The organism is Rhodococcus sp. AC861 (assembly GCF_979256035.1).
Window position 1 is genome coordinate 957,993 of record NZ_CEEDMW010000001.1, and the last position, 17,722, is coordinate 975,714.

The window sequence follows — 17,722 nt, forward strand, 5'->3', positions numbered from 1 at the left end:
ATGATCGATCCTTCCGATGTCACCGTCGTACTCCCGTGCCGCAACGAGGCGCAGTCTCTCCCCGATGTTCTCGACGCCGTGCCCGACGGCTATCACTGCCTGGTCGTCGACAACGGCTCCACCGACGGCACCGCGGAGGTGGCCCGCGCGCACGGGGCCGAGGTGGTCGTCGAGGCGATACCCGGATACGGCTCAGCCGTGCACGCCGGAATCACCGCTGCTCGAACGACCGTCGTGGCTGTCATGGACGGCGACGGATCGATGGACCCGCGCGAACTGCCCGGGCTCGTCGCAGCGCTGGACTCCGCCCAACTCGTCGTCGGTCGGCGCCGCCCGGTGCACCGCAGTGGCTCGCCGTGGCACGCCCGCCTCGGCAACAAGGCTATTGCCTGGCGTCTGCGCAGACGGCTGAAGATCGATGTCCACGACATCGGCGCTCTTCGGGTGGCGCGCCGCGAGGATCTGCTCTCGCTCGACGTCCCGGACCGACGCTCCGGTTACCCGCTGCAACTGCTGGTTCTCGCCGCTCGGGCAGGGTGGACGGTGGTCGAGCACGACATCTCGTACCGCCCGCGGACCGGGGGAGTGTCGAAGGTGTCGGGGTCGGTTCGCGGCACAGTGGTGGCCGTCTGGGATTTTGCGAAGGTGATTCCATGATCGATGCGACGCTGCTCGTCATCGCGAAAGCGCCGGTACCCGGTTTCGCCAAGACTCGACTGATGGCCGCCATGACCGCCGAGGACGCCGCGTCGGTGGCGGCCGCGGCGCTGCTCGACACGCTCGCCGCGGCGAGGCAGGCTCCTTTTGCCCGGAGGGTGGTCGCGATGACCGGCGACCTGGCCGAGGCGATGCGCAGCGACGAGATCCGAAAGTCACTGGCAGATTTTCTGGTCATCGACCAACGCGGGGACGGATTTGCGGAACGCCTGATCCACGCGCATCACGACGCCGCCGGATCCGGTCCCGTCGTGCAGATAGGCATGGACACACCGCAGGTCGACCCCGCGATGCTCACCGACGTCGGTGAGGCTCTGGCACCGTCGTCGGCGATCCTGGGCCGTGCCGAGGACGGAGGGTGGTGGGTGCTCGGACTGCACGACGCATCCGATGCGCAGGCCCTGCGAGCAGTGGAGATGTCCACTGACCGCACCGGGGACGACACTCGGGATGCGTTGCAGCGCCGCGGACTCGTCGTCGATGCAGCACCGACTCTGCGTGACGCGGACGAGCTCGTCGATCTCGACCCGATCGCACGACAGTGCCACCCGGACAGTGAGTTCGCCCGATGCGTGGCTGCGCTCCCCGTTTCGAGGCCGACGGGAGAGATGCTCTGACTACGACATCCGGAACCCGGAGTGTGCTGTTCCGCTTTTACCTCGTCGGGGCTGCGAGCGCCGTCGCGTACGTTCTGTTGTTTCTCGTGTTCCGGGTCGTCATGTCGTCCCAGGCTGCGAATGTGCTGGCGCTCCTGGTCTCTGCGCTCGCGAACACCGCGATCAACCGCCGATTCACCTTCGGTATTCGCGGTACCGATGCAATCGTTCGCCAGTACGTGCAAGGACTGGTCGTCTTCGCCCTCGGGCTGGCGGTGACCAGCGGGTCGTTGGTGCTCCTCCACAGGTGGGTACCTGATGCGTCGAGAGCAGTGGAGGTGTCCGTCCTCGTTGCCGCGAACCTCGTGGCCACGGTGGTGCGCTTCCTAGGGCTGCGCCGAGTGTTCACCGAACACTGATCGTGAACGTCGCACAGGCACGTGTCACGACGCGTCGACACTGTCGGCAGGAATGATCTGCAGGCTCGAGTCCGCGCCGGGATCGCTGCCCGTCACCAGGACGTTTCCCGAGCGCGGATCCACGGCAACGGAATTGGCCTGACGAACCGTCGGCAAGTCGGCCACGATCCGCGGCGACGCCGGGTCGGCGACATCGACCACCCGAAGGATGTTGCTCTCGGTCAGCGTGATCAGAAGTAGCTTCCGATCGGCGTCGTAGGCGAGCCCGTACGGATTACCGGGTGCGTCGATGCGAGCGACCTCGCTGATGTCCGGGGTGATGCGCTCGAGGTAGACCGCGCCACCGTCGGTGTCGGCGAAGGCAGCAAGGTCGGGGCCGAGCGATGTCGCATGCGTCAGTTTGGTCCCCAACGGTCCCTGCGCGACGAGCTTCTGGTCCGGCCCGCTGTAGATCCAGATCCCGTTGCCCTGCACATCGGCGACAGCTGCGTAATCGCCCACAGCGGCAACTCCGCCCGGTTGTACGGGGCCGGCGGGGAGAGATGCTGTCACGACACCGTTGCGGACGAAGACGACTCCGCCGCCCATCTCGTTGGTCACGACGGTCGTGCCGTCGGCGGTCACCACGGCATCGTGCGGTTGCCGTCCGACGCCTCGAGTGGTGGAGAGCGTCGCGCCGTTCGCCGGATCGACCAGGAGCAGTTCGTCACTGGACTCGAGTGGCGCGAGTACAGGTCCATCCGGGCCGGCCAGAGAGAGGTGCCGCGGGGCGCCGACCGTCGGCACGAACTGCCGCTCCACCCCGGTCGCCGCGTCGAGCAGCCTCAGGCCGTCGGGTTCACGCACTGCGGCGACGGCGATGCCGGACGCCGTGACGACGATTCCCTCGGGTGCTCCCGGAAGCGGGACGACGGTGCCGATCGGATCCTGTGCTTCGGGTGCCCGGGCCGGTTCGGCAGCAGGGGTCTGTGTGGGCGCGGGTGCAGGTTCCTCGGTGGAACAGCCGGCGAGAAGAGCGAGTACCGACAGAGCGACGACGAGTCGTTTCACGTTGTGCCACCGAGCTTCCTTAGTGCGGCGTGGAGCGTTCCTTCGAACATACCCGGGAGGCCGGCCCGATCTGCGCGAGTGGGCTCGATCAGGCGCAGCGAATCGTATCGAGCGCTCCTCAGCGGGTAGAAGGCTGCCGTGTGCGCCGCTCGGCTCGGAGGTCGGGATCGAGTCGCCGCGCGAGCGATTCGGATGCCGCGGGGCCGGCGACGAACCGAGCGTTGCTGTCGCCCAGCGTGCGGCCCGTTCGACGATCGACGAACACAGGGTCGATCTCCTCGCCCGCGTCGTCCACAAGGAGCATCCCTCGATCGTCGGGGTCGACATGCTTGTTCCCCCACGCGTACAGCGCGACGATGACGGGAGTGAGTTCACGTCCTCGGCGGGTCGGCACGTATTCGGAACGTGGTGGACGGTCCTGGTACTGCCGACGTTCGAGCAGACCCGCCTCGACCAGAGACTTCAGACGCCTGGTGAGCATGTTCGGCGCAATACCGAGGTTGCGCTCGAACTCGTCGAAGCGGGTGAAACCGTCGAGAGCGTCGCGGAGGATCAGCAGTGTCCACCATTCGCCGACCTGCTCGAGGGTGTCGGCGATGGGGCATCCCATGCTGTCGAAGCTGCTGCGCTGCATCGGTTATCGCGGTGAGATGACGAGCAGCGAGCTGGTGGCCGTCGCTACGAGTCTGCCCTGGTTGTCGACGACGGACCCTTCGGCGAAGATCACCCGCGACCCTGTCTTGGTCACCCGTCCTGTCGCGGTCAACGGGCCACTGGTGTCCAGGATGTTGCGGAGGTAGCTGACGTTGATGTCGATCGAGGTGTAGCCGGTGCCGGCGGGCAACGTCGTCTGGGCTGCGCACCCGACGATCGTGTCGAGGAGGGTGCACGCGAGTCCGCCGTGGACCGTGCCGATCGGGTTGTAATGCGCCTGTGACGGTGTGCATTCGAACACCACCGTGCCGACCTCGGCTCGGATGGCGGTGAACTTCATCAGGGCGGCGATCGGTGGGGGAGGCAGTTCGCCGTCGACCAACGCCTGCATCACATCGAGTCCGCTCATGCTTGCGGCCCGGGCCAGAACCGGACCCGGGTCTGCCCAGGTGAAGGTTTCGGACCGCCGAAGCTCGTCGGTGTCGCTGTGCATAGCGCTCCCATAGGTGCTCGAATCGGGCCGTCGCCGGCGTGTGGTGCCGACACTATGGTGGTTACTAGCATGATGCAAGTAACCGACCATGGTGTTCGTCGGTGCCCATGATTGCGGTCTGCGGATCCGGGAGATCAGTGCAGTTCGCGCAGCACCGCGTAGAACGCGGCCTTCTCCTCGAACCCGATTCCGGGGCTCTCGGTAAGTCCCACCTGACTGCGTTCGACGACCGCCCCGTCGGCGAATCCACCGGTGGGCTGGAACTCGCCGGGGTAGGACTCGTTGCCGCCCAGCTTCAATGCGGCGGCGATGTGCAGCGAGAACTGGTGCCCGCCGTGCGGGATGCACTGACGTGACGACCAGCCGTGGTCCTTCAGCATCGTCTGGATGCGCAGATACTCGGTGAGGCCGTAGCTCAGCGCCGGGTCGACCTGGATGATGTCGCGGTCCGGTCGCATGCCGGCGTAGCGCACGAGATTACGAGCGTCCTGGAGTGAGAACAAGTTCTCGCCGGTGGCGATACGACCCGAGTAATGCTCGGACAGAACAGCATTGAGTCGGTAATCGAGTGGATCCCCGACCTCCTCGTACCAGAAGAGTCCGTACGGCTCGATCGCCGCGCCGTATTCGAGGGCGGTCGCCAGGTCGAATCGACCGTTGACGTCGACGGCGAGGCGTGACCCGTCACCGTCGAGGACCTCGAGCACGGCGTCGATGCGGCGCAGGTCCTCGGCGAGGTCGGCACCGCCGATCTTCATCTTGACCACGTGGTACCCCATGTCCAGGAACCCGCGCATCTCGTCCTGGAGATCGGCGAGGGTCTTCCCGGGGGCGTAGTACCCGCCGGCCGCGTAGACGAAGACGGAGTCGTCGGGCACGCCATCGCCGTGCTTGTCGGAAAGCCAACGGTAGAGCGGCTTCTCGGCAATCTTCGAGGCGAGGTCGAACAGGGCCATGTCCACGACACCGACGGCGACCGACCGCTCACCGTGGCCGCCCGGCTTCTCGTTGCTCATCATGACGTCCCACGCGATGGTGGGATCGAGTTCTCCTTCCGCATCGAGCAGCGCGTCCGGTGACGCGTCGAGCAGGCGCGGAATGATGCGGCGGCGCAGGATCTCGCCGGCGCTGTAGCGGCCGTTGGAGTTGAAGCCGTATCCGACGACGGGCTCGCCGTCGCGCACCACGTCGCTCACGATCGCGACGATGGAGCAGTCCATCTTGCTGAAGTCGATCCAGGCATTGCGGATCGACGAGCTGATCGGAACTGTGCCCTCGTGGACAGCGGTGATTTTCATCTGGACCCCTTCTTGCATCTTGTAAGTCTTATAAGATATTCGAACGCTATACTCATCACGACCGAGAACACAACCCGTGACGAGAGGCGGACCACCGTGGCCGTTGCGCAGAATGTCTTCTCCAGTAAGGGAGACGTGGCCTACGCCCAACTGCGTAGCTGGATCCTGCTGGGAACACTTCCCGCGGGATCCCGTCTGGCGCAGTACGAACTCGCCGATCGTCTGCAGATGAGCATCACCCCGTTACGAGAGGCGGTGCGGCGACTGAGCAGTGAAGGTCTGATCGAACTCGACAGCCACAAGAACGTGCGCATCGCATCGATGTCGGCCACCGAGGCACGCCAGCTGTTCGAGGTGCGTCTGTCTCTCGACCCGACCGCCTTGGAACTGGCGGCAGAGCGGCGCACCGAACGCGACATCTTCGAGATGCGGGCCGCGGCCTCTCGACTGGTTCCGGTGACGCAGAGGTGGGGTGAAGAAGGTCTGATCGCGCACCGTGACTTCCACCGGACCTTGTACCTCGCGTCCCACAACGACGTTCTCATTCATCTGCTCGAGGACCTGTGGGACAAGTCCGATCGGTACCGCCGGGTGGGCCTGGAGTTACCGCCCGGCGCCGAACCCCGCACCATCGATCACGAGGAGCACTTCCAGATCCTGGAACTCGTCGTCTCGGGTGACGGTCGCGCGGCGGGGGAGCTGACCCGCACGCACATCCAGAACAGCCTCACCGCCGCAGCGATCGAGGCGCTCGAGGGTGACGAGGTCACCCCTTTCTGACCCGGTGGTCAGCCGCTCCCCGCACAGGTCAGGCCGAGCCTTCAGGGGCCGGCGCCTGGTCGCCGTCAGAACTGTCGCGCGGCGACGTCAGGTCGGTGGGAGGCGGCGAGCAGCTCGCGGAGACGGTCGGCCGGTACCGGCGCTCCGGGGTCGGCGAGGTAGTCGGCGGCGAATGCGGCTTGATCTGCAGCGTAGATCGGGGTGTACGCGCCGGATTCGGGTTCGAAGCTCCAGGATTCGGCGAGGGTTCCGGCGTCGACGGTGTCGAAGCCGAGTGCGTTCACGATGGCCGCCACGCGCGCCTTGGCATCGGCGTCGTCTCCGGCGATCGGCAGGGCTGTCCGGGGTGTGGAGTGGGCCAGGTTCGGGATGTGATGGAAGAGGATGTTGTTGAACGCCTTGACGATCACGGTGTCGGGTAGCAGTGCCTGTTCGTACTCGGCGGTGGTGTTGTCGAGGGAGTCGAGTTGCGCGATGCGTCCGTCGCGGTGCGGGTAGTAGTTGCCGGTGGAGATGACGGTCTTTCCGGCGAAAGCATCGACCGGGAGGTTCCCGTACGCCCCGAGCGGCACGGACAGCAGGGGGATGTCACCGAACTCTGCGGCGTCGCGGACCGTGCCTGCCCGAGCGCCGGGTCCCAACTCTGCGATCAGGTCCGTCAGGGACTCCGGTCCTCGCGAGTTCGCGATCACGACCTCGTGGCCCGCGGCGACGGCGAGTCGGGCCACCGCGGATCCGATCGATCCACTGCCGATGATTCCCAAGCGTGTCATGGTGCTGTCTCCTTCTGTCGATGTCGTCTCACGGTCGTGAAACGTAAAGTCGTCGGTCACTTCTGGGCGGGTTCGCCGGTCGTGTCGCGGGTGTGCGAGGTGGTCTCCCACCCTCTGCGGGTGAGGGTGGCCAGTGCCGCGGCGGAGTCGCGGTCGGCCATCGCCGCACCTCGGACCCAACTCGTGGCGAGGCCGGCGAGGAACAGGTCGCGTGCTCGGACGTCGGAGCGTGCACTGCCTTCGCGCTGTGCGGCTTCGAGGAATTCTTCGGTCGTGGTGATGAATCCCTGACACGTCGTGGCGAGTGGGGACTGGTCCGTCGTCGTCGCGGCCCGCAGTGGTTCGGGGAGCCCGTCGAACGCGCTCGCCCACTCGGTCAGTGCCTCGAGCCACCCGTCGAGGGCGTCGGCCGCAGTCGTCGATCGGGTGCGCAGCTCGTCGCGTCGGGAGACCAGTGCGTCGTCTCGCGCGGTGAGCAGTGCGGCGAGAAGTGCTTCGCGACTGGGGAAGTGGCGGTACAGCGTCCCCGCGCCGACGCCGGCCTGCTTCGCGATCGCGTCGAGGGAACCGCCGACTCCGTGTTCGGAGAAGAACTGTTCGGCGACGCCGAGGATGTGGTCCCTGTTGCGGCGTGCATCGGCTCGCGGGGCGCGAACCTTGCTGATCGCGTCATCGGCCACGTCGGTCACCTCTCTGTTGACAAAGCGGGGAGTGTCTCCATATCTTGCTGAAGTGGAGACTACCTCCTCTTGTCGACGGTGTCGACAGCCGGTTGTCTCTCGATCGCGACCACGCTCTGCCACGGAAAGAAGACACGATGTCCGAACAGATGATCATCGGCATGCATCTGGGCAACGGGTACGGCAACCTGCCCGGCTCCTGGCGGGCACCCGGAGTCGACCCCACCAGCTATGCGAGCTACGACGCGAAAGTGCGGCACGCGCAGACGGCCGAGAGAGGAAAGATGCAGTTCCTGTTTTTGCCCGACGGGCCCACCCACGTCGGCGACATCGAGAACGAGCCGCCGAATTTCAACCTCGACGTCATGATCACAGTGGCTGCTGTCGCGCGCGAGACGACCCGGATCGGCCTGGTGGCCACCGGCTCCACCACCTTCACCGAACCGTTCACCCTCGCCAGGCAGTTCAAGGCGCTCGACGTTCTGAGCCACGGTAGGACGGGGTGGAACGCCGTTACCTCGAGCGGCGAGGATGTCGCGGCCAACTACGGCAGGTCGTTGCCCTCCGGGCCCGAGCGCTACGCACGAGCACACGAGACGGTGCAGCTGGTGCAGTCGCTCTGGGGCAGCTGGGGAGAATCCGCCTGGGTGCACGACCAGGAGACCGGCCGCTTCGCGGATGCCGAACAGATCGCTCCGATCAACCTCGGTGGTGCCCATGTGGCCTCCCGCGGTCCGCTGTACATTCCACCGTCGGAGCAGGGACAACCGGTCATCTTCCATGCCGGCGGAAGCGCGAATTCTCTCGAGCTCGCCGGTCGTTTCGCCGACGCCGTCATCGGTGCCGCATTCACCATCGAGGACGCACGTGGGCAGCGCGATGCGTTCCGACGTGCGGCCGAGCGCGCCGGGCGCGACCCCGATGCGATTCGCTATGTCGCCGGTCTGATGACCTCCCTCGCCGACACGCGGAGGGATGCGCTCGATCGTCGAATCCTGCTCAGCGGGCGGACTTTTCCCCCGCGCGTGTCCTACCTCGGACGCATGCTGGGACTGCGCCTCGACCACACGCACCTCGACGAACCACTGTCGGCCCAGCAATTGTCCGCGGCCCGTCCGTCGCCGGGCGACCCCCGATCGGGTCACGCCCTGGCCATCGCACGTGAGGGCTGGACCGTCCGAGACGTGCTCGCCCACGGGGTCATCGACTACCACCCTGTCATCGTCGGTCCGGCCTCCGACGCCGCCGATCACATGCAGGAATGGTTCGAGGCAGGAGCAGTCGACGGCTTCTGGGTCTCCCCGGACGTCTACGACGGAGGGATCGATGCGTTCGTCGACGGAGTCGTCCCGATCCTGCAGGACCGCGGTCTGTTCCACCGGGAGTACGAGGGGACGACCCTGCGCGACCACCTCGACGTCCCCGCGCTGTACGGGACGAGGTGACCCGGCGGCATCGTTTTGTGTGAACCCGCTCCTTGACTGCGGATGCCGTCATAGGTGACGATATCGTCAAATAGTCCGCAACCTGAGGATCATCATGCTTCGAACATCGCCGCGCGGGCTTTCGCGAGACCTTCCCGCGGCCGTCGGGCTCGCCCGTGCGGCGATCGGTATCGCCCACATGATCGCGCCGACTCGTGCGAACGAGCTGCTCGCCGGCCCCGACGCTTCGCTCGCCACGACCCGCGCAGCGGCCCGAACATTCGGTGTCCGTGAGATCTACATCGGCGGCGGGCTGTACGCGGCAACTCGTCACGCACCGGCCGTTGTGCGGACACTGCTGCGCGCAGGGGTGGTCGTCGACATGTGGGACACCGCTGCATTCGCCTGCACCGCTGACTTGCCGACCAGGACGCGGACAGCCGGATGCATCATCGCCGGGGGCTTCGCCATCGCCGGCGCCCTGGCCGAGATGCACCTGGATCGGTGACGGCCGAACCACGTGATCCGACGGTCAGCGCACCATCTCCACCTGAGCATCGAAGTCGAACCTGTTGATCGCTCCGATTCCCGTTGTCGTCTCGGTGCCCATCAGGGACGCGATGGGTGAATTCGGTTCGGCGGTCACGTGCCCGATTCCGGCCTGCGCCGTCGGCCGATCGACCGTCAAGCGAAGAGCACTTCTGCTGTTCTCGGTGTCCTTCCAGATGCTGACCTGACCGAGAGGCGACGGCAGTCGTGGAACGGGCGCCTCGTCCACGATCCGTACGGAGCCGCCCTCCGAGACTCCGCCGACTGCGTCGGCAGTCGCGCCGACTCCCGGCACCAACGTGATATCGAACCCGGCCGAACGCATCAGATCGTGGATCTGCTGATTGTCGGTCACCTGCTCCACGGCGTAGAAGTGGTACCCCGGCCGAGCATCCTTGCGGTCGACGGAGAGCACACGCTCACCGAAGGTGACGGGACCGTCGACGGGGACGCCGTCGATGGTCCCGCTCTGGCAGGTCTCGACACCCATCAGGAGTGACGAGTTACCCGGAATGCCGGGGCCACCGGGCAATCCGATGAAGGACGAGGAGGTATAGCCGTCCGGCAGTGCTGCGGCTGCGCGCTCGGGTGGCACCGAGACGATGGCGGACACCTCGACGCAGTCTCGAAGCTGGAAGCTGCCGAGAACATCGTTCGGTGTGGCGGACGCGGACGGGGCGACCGCCGAAGCAAGGGCGAACACGAGTGCCGCGGTGAACGAGACGGCCTTAAGCCGCAAGTCCTTCGAATGTGTGTGCATCGACATCTTCCTGTGGCGTGAACGGTCAGTTCAAGGCGACGAGTTCGTGCAGCGTTCGCCCCGTGCGGGTCTCGGTCACCCCGTCGCGCACGACGGTCAGCTCGAAAGTCGAGTCGAAGCGAAAGTACCCGGGGTGTCCGACGAGGCTGTAGAGCAACGGTCGGAACATGCGATGGCCGGCGACGGGAACGTCGTCCAGCAGGTCGTGGGCGTGCACGACGTTCTGGACGGTCAGCAGGAGGGACACCTGTCCCGGTACCTCGATGCGGAGCCACGCGGGGTACGACCGGTTGGCGATCTCGTTGAACACCATCGGTCCCTCGGTGACGTCCGCCTCGCCGGAGCTCAGTATGATCTCGTCCCTGTACGCCAACATCAGTGGGCGACTCTCGTGGGCGCCGAGCCGAGCCTGGGTCTTGACCAAGGCGTAGAGCAGCGAGTAATCGTCGTCGTACAGTCGGCCCCAGTGCCAGCGGTCGATGACGCGCTTCATGTCGCCCGCGCCCCAGTTGTGGTCCGCGTAGCCGCGCCCGGTGACGGCAGTGGTTCGTCCGCCGATGGTGATGGATCCCTCGACGCGCGCACGCGGCGCGGCGACGACCCAGCCGAAGACGTCGGTGCCTCCGAACAACGTCTCTCCCTCTCCGGGCATCCAGCTCGGAAGTTCGTTGTGGAAGCGGAGATCGAAAGTGACGTCCTCCTCGGAAAGGTAGAGATGATGGATGGGAAGCCCGTCCGCAGGGAACTCCGCCCATGCGTGGTTCGGCCCCACGACGACGTCGCAGGCGGCGATCGACGCGGTGGTGTCCTTCTTGGAGTGACGGACGAAAATCTGCCGCCGTGAGCCGTCGGGTGCGTAGATCAAGATCTCCACGCTCGGTTTCGCCACCAGCGCAGGCTCTTCCGGCCGGCGCAGGTTGAGGAATCCGATGATGGTGTGACCGTCGTCGAGATGTGCGTCGAAGTACCAGTGCTCGAAGCCGGATCGGCTACCCGGCACAGGATGGGCCGCGTTGTGGCGCGGGTGGACGTCGGTCAGTCGTGCGTCGCGTCGGCCGGGGCCGTTCCAGGTCTCGACGATCTCCGGCGCGCTCATGCGGAGAATCCGATGTGGACGGTCTTCTCTTCGGTGTCTCCGTCGAGTCCGGTGCGACCGAGTTCGCGGCCGACCCCGCTCGCGCCGCGTCCGCCCCACGGCAGAGCCGGGTCCGGCACACCCCACCCGTTCACCCACACGGTGCCCACGCGAAGTTGCTCGACGACGGAGTGCACTCGGGAGATGTTCTGCGAGTACACCATCGCGTTGAGGCCGTATTGCGTGTCGTTGGCGATCGCGACGGCCTCCTCGGTGGACGAGAAGCTGATGACGGTGGCGACGGGACCGAAGATCTCCTCCCTGGCGATGGTGAGGTCGTTGTGTCCGCGGAAGACGGTGGGCTGCACGAACTGTCCCGGGCCGTCCAGTCGGCGCCCCCCGGTCACCAGTTCTGCACCCTCGGCGACACCGGAGTCGATGTATCCCATGATGCGATCGAGCTGACGTTCGTTGACGATGGTGCCCATCGTGCTGGTGTCGTCGAACGGGTCTCCGATCACGGCCGCGTCGGCCGCAGCAACCAGCCCCTCGACGACACGATCGACGACGGACTCGTGTGCGAGAACGCGCGTGCCCGCGGCACACACCTGGCCCTGGTGATAGAAGTTGCCCATCGCGATCCACGGCATCGCCGCGTCGAGGTCAGCGTCCTCGAAGATCAGTTGCGGTGCCTTCCCGCCGAGTTCGAGGACGATCTTGCGGAACGTGGTGCCGGCGAGCGACTGAATCTGCCGGCCGACACGGGGACTGCCGGTGAAGGACACCTTGTCCACACCGGGATGGCCGGCCAGAGCCGCACCGGCGGTGACGCCCAGACCGGTGACCACGTTGAGCACACCCGGCGGTAGGCCGGCTTCGGCACACAGATCCGCGAGATGCAGTGTGGACAAGGACGCGTCCTCCGCGGGCTTGATGACCACCGCGTTTCCTGCGGCGAGTGCGGGTGCCAGCTTCCACGCGGCGATCAACAGCGGGTTGTTCCACGGCGTGATCGCGGCGACGACACCGAGAGGCTGCCGGACGGTGTAGCCGAACCGACGTTGCGGTCCGAAGTCCGGCAGCATGACGGTGGTTCCGGAGATCTTGTCCGCCCACCCAGCGAAGTGCCGGAACACCGCGGCAGCGGCCGGGATGTCGCCGTTCACGGAGTCGCGGAACAACTTGCCCATCTCGACTGCTTCGAGTGCGGCGAGGGTCTCGCAGTCGCGATCGATCAGATCCGCGATCGTGAGAAGGATCCTCGTACGTTCCGGGCCGCTGACGCGCGACCAGTCACCGTGGAACTGCGCACGTGCAGCGCGGACGGCCCGGTCGACGTCGGCCTCGGCGCCGGCAGCGACGGAGGTGACGAGAGCACCCGTGGTCGGATCGATGCTGTCGTAGGTCTGCCCATCGGAGGCAGCCTGCGAGGCGCCGCCGATACGCAGCAGCGGATCGGGTAGGGCGACAGAGGGACGGGTGGTGGTGCTCGCGGTCATGGCTGCTCCGGGTTGCTGGGAGTGAGGGGAGACGTGAGATGGCGCTGCAGTCCGGCCCACGAGGAGTCGTAATCCGGCTGGCGATGCGGTGCGTCGTGGGCGAGTGGGGTGACGAGCAGGGGGAGCCGTGTCTCGAACATGAACGGCAACGATCCTTCGAGCTTCTGCGGTGCCAGGTCGGCCGCGGTGGCGAGGTCGAAAGTCTCCTGGTCCGGTCCGTGCGCACCCCACATGTTGTGCAGACTTGCACCCCCGGGCAGGAAGCCTTCTGCCTTGGAATCGTGTTGCCCCCGGACCAGTCCCATGAACTCGGTCATGACGTTGCGATGGAAGTGCGGGGGCCGGAACGTGTGCTCGGCGACGTTCCACCGGGGCGGGAAGATGGCGAGATCCACATTCGCCTGTCCCGGCCGTTCGGAGGGCGACGTCAGAAGCGTGAAGATCGACGGGTCGGGGTGGTCCCACCCGAGTGTTCCCATGACGTTGAAGTCGGCAGTGTCGTACTTGTACACACCGTGATTGCCGTGCCAGGCCACCACGTCGAGAGGCGAGTGGTCCAGCTCTGTCGAGAAGAGTCGGCCGCCGAACTTCTGGATCTTCTCGACGGGTCGGTCGTCGTCCTCGAACGCTGCGACGGTGTAGTGGAAGTCCCGCGCGTGGGCGAGACCGTTCGCGCCGATGGGTCCGAGTTCGGGGAGCGTGAAGTAGGACCCGTAGTTCTCGCACACATAGCCCGCGGCATCGTCGTCGAGCAGCACGACTCGGAACGTGATGGCCCGTCCGACGACGGCGATCTCGCCGGGAGCGACGTCGACGATTCCGACCTCGGTGTGTATCCGTAGACGGCCGGACTGGGGAACGATCAGCAACTCTCCGTCCAGGTCTGCGACGTAGCGGTCGGTCATCGATCGTGTCGCGTGGTACAGGTGGATCGCGATGCCGTCACGCTGCAGCGCATCACCGTTGGCAGCGATGGTCGTGAGGCCGTCGAGAAAGTCGGCCGTCTCGAAGGGTCGGGCCACGGGATTCCACCGAAGCCGGTTCACGTCGAGAACTCCGTCACTCAGCGGCGCGGATCGGAGCGTTGGGTGGTCGATGAGGTGATACGGCCGGTGCGCTGCACTGGGGCGGATCCGGTACGTCCAGGTGCGACGGTTGACCTCTCGCGGCTCGGTGAACGCCGTCGCGGACAGTTGTTCCGCGTAGAGACCGTGGGGCGCTCGCTGCGGCGAGTTCTGACCTCGGGGGAGTGCACCGTCGAGGGCTTCGGACTGGTGTTGGTTGCCGAAGCCGGATAGATACTCGGTCATCGTCGCAGTGCTCCGTTCGCGTCGAATTCGGCCTCGCGGCCGTCCATCTGGTCCCGGTACCACCGGAGTCGTTGTGCCACAGCGACCTTCTCGACGACGGGCGCCACTCCGGGTAGGAATCGTCGGGAGAGCTCGATCGCTGTCAGGAGAGGGAAGCGCAGGAGGATGATCAGAATCCACGGGAACGCCCGAGGCATCGTGTAGTCCGACCGTGTCACCGGACTCATGAAGAGAGCGGTGTAAGCGCCGTGAATGCCGTAGTTGTACCGCGCGCGGAGACGCGCGAGGCCTCGCTGCTCGGGGCGCGGTGCGAAGCCTGCGGGGAAGGACTCGATGAGTTCCTTGCCGTGTGGTCCGGCGTCGTAACTGCGGGCGGCCGACACCATCGCCGTCATGCGGAGTGAGTCGGCGATGGTGGTGGGGAAGTTCGACACGTCGACACCCAGCAGGTGACCCATGTACTTCTGGAAATGGAGCAACGCCCGGATCTCGTCGGCGGTGGTCTGCAGACCCACCAGCCGCAGAGCCAAAGCAGGGACGGTGCTGCCGCCGAGGAGAGTCAGCATCTGGTAGCCCTGGCTGATGGGGTAGCCCCACTTCTCGCGATCCCACTCCGGGTGTCCGTCGACCTTGCGACGTACGGCGACGTGCATGACGCGGACCTTCATCGCGGTGGCTCGGCCTTCGGACCCTATGCGGGACAGGGCACCCGGCTCGGAGGTGTCGATCCAGAACTTGCAGGTCTCGAGGAATCGGCGCATCGCGTTGTCGCCGGCGTACCCGCCTGCCAGTGAGAGCGGGGTGGCGACGGCAGCCTCGGTGTACATCTCGAGGGTGATGCCGCCGGCAACGGTGAACAGCATCGTGCCCCACCGTCGCCACACCGCGGCCCCGCGTTCCACCAGATCGGTGTCGAGCCAGTCCGGTTCGGTCTCGAACTCGTCGAACAGGACGCGCATGCTCTCGGGAACGTCGGGAAGAGAATCGATCCCGTGAGCGAGTGCACGGTCGAGGAGGGCGCGTGTTCCCGTCGGGTCTGCCGCGTACACCTCGTCGACGAAGTTCTCGGCCACTGTGTCGCCGAGGAACAGACTCTCGCAGAACTCCCTCGCGACGTCATCGCTGGGGAACGGTGACGACCGGAACACTCGCTCGAACAACGCTTCAGCGCGCTGGATACCGGGACTCTGCCGGTTCTCCCAGTAGGTAAAGGCGGTAGGAGTGCGGGTGGCGCTGGTCATCTCGATGTCCTCTCCGACAGGGCGTCCGTCAGCCAGGCCAGCGCTGCGGTGGTGACTCGGTCGACTCCGTCGGGTTGATCGACCAGGTAGTGGTTCAGGTGGGGCATCTCGACGACCGTCGCGCCGCCGCGAGCTGCGGCCATCGCACGCGCATCGTCGGCGAAGGCCGCTTGGTCACCGAGCAGAGGCATGACGAGGGTAGGAACTGTCACGTCGGTCAGGTTGCGCACGGCATCCGCGTTCGTGTGGTCGAGGCTCCACGTGCTGAGCCAGCTGCGGACCGAGACGAAGCGCGCGAGTCCGCCGGCAGCGGAATTGGCCGCGAACGGGTCTCCGTACATGCTGCCCGGAACCCGATCGCTCGGGTCCAGCGTGATGTCGACGAAGCGTGGATCCGCGACGGTGCGGTGGACGACGAAGGCCCGGTCCGACGCCCCGCGCCGCGTGAGATCGTCGAGTTCGCCCAGTGCCCACGTGTCGATTCGGCGCATGCGGGCGAGCTGCGCCGCCCGGTACTCCTCGACCCACGTGCGGTCGAGTGGCGTCGTACGTCCAGGTGCGTAGAGGTCGAGGTCGGGGGCGACCGAGGACGGGTCGGACTCGTCCACGACTGCTCCGTCGATCCAGTGGCGCAGGACGCGGGCGCGTCCGGAGTGCGCTCCGACAAGCATGAGGGCATCCGCGGGAACGAGCTCCGCCGACGCGAGATCGACAGGGTCTCCGGCGGGAGTCGTCGTGATCGTCGGAGTCTCGGCCTGCGACTGGTAGAACGCGGACAGCGAACCGCCGCCGCTGAATCCGAGGAGAACGACCTTCTCGAACCCGAGCTCGTCCTTCATCCACCGCACACCGGCGCCCACGTCCAGAGCCGCGCGTTCCATGATCAGTGCCGGCTCGTTGGAGGAGTAGCGGGTGTTGAGACCCATCGTGGGGATGCCGGCGGCCGCGAATCCGCGGAGCAGGAAGTGCGACAGGAAGTCGCTCGACGGGTGCGCCATCAGGATGCCGACGCGTCGATCAGGCCTGCCGATGGGCGACACCAGATTCGCATGCAACGTCGGGTAGTGCCGGGAGAGTCCGGAATGCATCTCCACGCGCCCGTCCCGCGCCGGTTCGTACGGTATTCGCTGGAACTCGTCGACTGTCTCCGGCACCTGCCCCCTGCTTTCGATCGGTGAAATCCGGTTGTTCGTGTGGAGCGAACGTACCGTACTACCGGGTATGGAGAAAGCGTTTCGGACAACGAAATCTGTTCCGCTGTTTCGGAAACAGCATCCGTACTCTGTAGTACGGTCGGACCTGAGGGCCGCGCTGGAAGTGGCCCGGGACAGGAGTGGCTGTGCGCACACGAACGCGGGTGATCGTCGGTGTACTCGCTGTCGCCGCGGTGGCCACCTCGGTCACGGTCTCGGCCACGACGTGGACGCGATCTCAGGAGGCTCGCGAGCGCACCACGCTCGAGCAGCAGTACCTGCAGGTCGCACGGCAGGGCGTCCTCGACCTCACGACCATCTCCGCAGACACGGTCGATGCGGACGTCGAGCGGGTGACGTCGGCGTCCACCGGTCGCTTCCGCGACGAGTTCTCCCAGCGCGCTGCGGATTTCGTGTCCGTCGTCCGGGATGCGGACGTCACTGCCACCGGATCGGTGAGCGAGGCGGGAATCGAGTCGATGACCGATTCCGACGCGCAGGTGCTCGTGGCGGCGACATCGACGGTCACCAATGCCTCGGGAGCCACGGACGAGCCGCGTGTCTGGCGCCTGCGCGTCTCGGTCGCACGCGACGGTGACCGCCTCGCGTTGTCCGACGTGCAGTTCGTGCCGTGAGCGACGACGTGGCGGTCACTCTGGACGCCGACACGGAACCTGAGGATGCGGTCGACGACGGCGCGGCGACCGATCGACGACGGGGCCTGCGCCGGAGGGGTGCGCAGATCTCGATCGTCGTCGGAATCGTTGCGCTGGTTGCTGTCCCGGTCGGGATCGAACTGACGGTCCCGGATCGGGCGGTATCCGATGCCGTCGAGTCGGACGTCGTCCGGGCGGCGACGGAGGGGACCGTCGCCGTCCTGTCCTACCGAGCCGACAGCGTGCAGTCCGACGTCGACGGCGCGAAGGCACGCCTCACCGGCGATTTCCTCACCTACTATTCCGGTTTCGCCGAGCAGTCCGTCGTTCCGGGAGCGATCGAACGCGGACTCACCTCGAGCGCGGTCGTGTCGGGTGCCGCGCTCGTCTCGATGGACGACGCCGAGGCCGTCGCGCTGCTGTTCGTCAACCAGACTGTCACTGCGGCAAACTCTCCCGATCCGCGTGCCACCTCGACCAGCCTCCGCGTGGAGATGGCGCAGGTGGACGGCCGCTGGCTCGTCTCCGCGCTGGATCCTGTGCGGTAGGTCGCCG

Annotated in this window: 20 protein-coding genes; 8 read left to right on the forward strand and 12 right to left on the reverse strand. The window is 66.4% G+C overall.

Translation table 11 applies throughout. The annotated features are described in order from the left end of the window. From AC0IX4_RS04580 to AC0IX4_RS04590, 3 genes are read left to right on the forward strand one after another with little or no spacing between them, the layout of a single operon-like run. A complete protein-coding gene (locus AC0IX4_RS04580; protein WP_471828193.1) occupies positions 1-657 on the forward strand; it encodes a glycosyltransferase family 2 protein in 657 nt (218 codons plus the stop codon). After that, positions 654-1,334, forward strand: coding sequence for a TIGR04282 family arsenosugar biosynthesis glycosyltransferase (locus AC0IX4_RS04585; protein WP_471828194.1), 681 nt, complete (start codon positions 654-656; stop codon positions 1,332-1,334). The genes AC0IX4_RS04580 and AC0IX4_RS04585 overlap by 4 nt, the downstream gene beginning before the upstream one ends. 23 nt (positions 1,335-1,357) lie before the next feature. Next, positions 1,358-1,732, forward strand: coding sequence for a GtrA family protein (locus AC0IX4_RS04590; RefSeq protein ID WP_471828195.1), 375 nt, complete (start codon positions 1,358-1,360; stop codon positions 1,730-1,732). A gap of 24 nt (positions 1,733-1,756) precedes the next feature. Here the strand turns inward: AC0IX4_RS04590 and AC0IX4_RS04595 are convergent, their stop codons facing one another. From AC0IX4_RS04595 to AC0IX4_RS04610, 4 genes are all read right to left on the reverse strand, one after another. Further along, positions 1,757-2,782 carry a YncE family protein gene (locus AC0IX4_RS04595; RefSeq protein ID WP_471828196.1) on the reverse strand — a complete coding sequence of 342 codons (1,026 nt, stop codon included), beginning with the start codon at positions 2,780-2,782 and terminating at the stop codon, positions 1,757-1,759. A gap of 118 nt (positions 2,783-2,900) precedes the next feature. Then, entirely contained in the window at positions 2,901-3,416 is a 516-nt protein-coding gene (locus AC0IX4_RS04600) for a winged helix-turn-helix transcriptional regulator (protein ID WP_471828197.1), read from the reverse strand. A gap of 3 nt (positions 3,417-3,419) precedes the next feature. Beyond that, the gene (locus AC0IX4_RS04605; protein WP_471828198.1) at positions 3,420-3,845 is read right to left on the reverse strand and encodes a PaaI family thioesterase; all 426 of its coding nucleotides are present in this window, start codon (positions 3,843-3,845) and stop codon (positions 3,420-3,422) included. 218 nt (positions 3,846-4,063) lie between these two features. Beyond that, positions 4,064-5,227, reverse strand: a complete 1,164-nt coding sequence (locus AC0IX4_RS04610; protein ID WP_471828199.1) for a mandelate racemase/muconate lactonizing enzyme family protein — start codon at positions 5,225-5,227, stop codon at positions 4,064-4,066. Positions 5,228-5,323: 96 nt separating this feature from the next. On the opposite strand from AC0IX4_RS04610, the gene AC0IX4_RS04615 reads away from it, so the two are divergent. Further along, complete coding sequence (locus AC0IX4_RS04615; RefSeq protein ID WP_471828200.1) at positions 5,324-6,007, forward strand: GntR family transcriptional regulator; 684 nt, start codon at positions 5,324-5,326, stop codon at positions 6,005-6,007. 65 nt (positions 6,008-6,072) lie between these two features. Here AC0IX4_RS04615 and AC0IX4_RS04620 read toward each other — a convergent pair whose 3' ends face one another. Both AC0IX4_RS04620 and AC0IX4_RS04625 read right to left on the reverse strand, forming a co-directional pair. Then, positions 6,073-6,780, reverse strand: a complete 708-nt coding sequence (locus AC0IX4_RS04620) for an NADPH-dependent F420 reductase (RefSeq protein WP_471828201.1) — start codon at positions 6,778-6,780, stop codon at positions 6,073-6,075. 56 nt (positions 6,781-6,836) lie between these two features. Continuing rightward, positions 6,837-7,460, reverse strand: coding sequence for a TetR/AcrR family transcriptional regulator (locus AC0IX4_RS04625; protein ID WP_056072750.1), 624 nt, complete (start codon positions 7,458-7,460; stop codon positions 6,837-6,839). Positions 7,461-7,597: 137 nt separating this feature from the next. Between AC0IX4_RS04625 and AC0IX4_RS04630 the strand changes: the two genes are divergently transcribed. Together AC0IX4_RS04630 and AC0IX4_RS04635 are read left to right on the forward strand one after the other, a co-directional pair. Next, the gene (locus AC0IX4_RS04630) at positions 7,598-8,905 is read left to right on the forward strand and encodes an NtaA/DmoA family FMN-dependent monooxygenase (RefSeq protein ID WP_471828202.1); all 1,308 of its coding nucleotides are present in this window, start codon (positions 7,598-7,600) and stop codon (positions 8,903-8,905) included. Positions 8,906-8,999: 94 nt separating this feature from the next. After that, complete coding sequence (locus AC0IX4_RS04635; protein WP_056070741.1) at positions 9,000-9,392, forward strand: hypothetical protein; 393 nt, start codon at positions 9,000-9,002, stop codon at positions 9,390-9,392. A gap of 24 nt (positions 9,393-9,416) precedes the next feature. On the opposite strand, the gene AC0IX4_RS04640 is transcribed toward AC0IX4_RS04635, so the two are convergent. Genes AC0IX4_RS04640 through AC0IX4_RS04665 form a run of 6 tightly spaced genes read right to left on the reverse strand, consistent with a single transcriptional unit; the run spans position 9,417 to position 16,472 of the window. Continuing rightward, positions 9,417-10,193, reverse strand: a complete 777-nt coding sequence (locus AC0IX4_RS04640; protein WP_471828203.1) for a hypothetical protein — start codon at positions 10,191-10,193, stop codon at positions 9,417-9,419. A 25-nt stretch (positions 10,194-10,218) separates the two neighbouring features. Next, positions 10,219-11,289: a lipocalin-like domain-containing protein gene (locus AC0IX4_RS04645; protein ID WP_471828204.1), complete on the reverse strand. Its 1,071-nt coding sequence runs from the start codon at positions 11,287-11,289 to the stop codon at positions 10,219-10,221. After that, positions 11,286-12,767, reverse strand: coding sequence for an aldehyde dehydrogenase family protein (locus AC0IX4_RS04650; RefSeq protein ID WP_471828206.1), 1,482 nt, complete (start codon positions 12,765-12,767; stop codon positions 11,286-11,288). The genes AC0IX4_RS04645 and AC0IX4_RS04650 overlap by 4 nt, the downstream gene beginning before the upstream one ends. Beyond that, positions 12,764-14,077, reverse strand: coding sequence for a homogentisate 1,2-dioxygenase (hmgA, locus tag AC0IX4_RS04655; RefSeq protein WP_471828207.1), 1,314 nt, complete (start codon positions 14,075-14,077; stop codon positions 12,764-12,766). Before hmgA ends, AC0IX4_RS04650 begins: the two co-directional genes overlap by 4 nt. Next, on the reverse strand, positions 14,074-15,318 hold the full coding sequence (locus tag AC0IX4_RS04660; protein WP_042574400.1) for an oxygenase MpaB family protein: 1,245 nt from the start codon (positions 15,316-15,318) through the stop codon (positions 14,074-14,076). The genes hmgA and AC0IX4_RS04660 overlap by 4 nt, the downstream gene beginning before the upstream one ends. Continuing rightward, positions 15,315-16,472, reverse strand: coding sequence for an alpha/beta hydrolase family protein (locus AC0IX4_RS04665; protein ID WP_197074731.1), 1,158 nt, complete (start codon positions 16,470-16,472; stop codon positions 15,315-15,317). The genes AC0IX4_RS04660 and AC0IX4_RS04665 overlap by 4 nt, the downstream gene beginning before the upstream one ends. A 185-nt stretch (positions 16,473-16,657) precedes the next feature. Between AC0IX4_RS04665 and AC0IX4_RS04670 the strand changes: the two genes are divergently transcribed. Then, a complete protein-coding gene (locus AC0IX4_RS04670) occupies positions 16,658-17,146 on the forward strand; it encodes a hypothetical protein (RefSeq protein ID WP_471828208.1) in 489 nt (162 codons plus the stop codon). After that, complete coding sequence (locus tag AC0IX4_RS04675) at positions 17,143-17,715, forward strand: hypothetical protein (RefSeq protein ID WP_471828209.1); 573 nt, start codon at positions 17,143-17,145, stop codon at positions 17,713-17,715. The genes AC0IX4_RS04670 and AC0IX4_RS04675 overlap by 4 nt, the downstream gene beginning before the upstream one ends. The last annotated feature ends 7 nt before the right edge of the window (positions 17,716-17,722 follow it).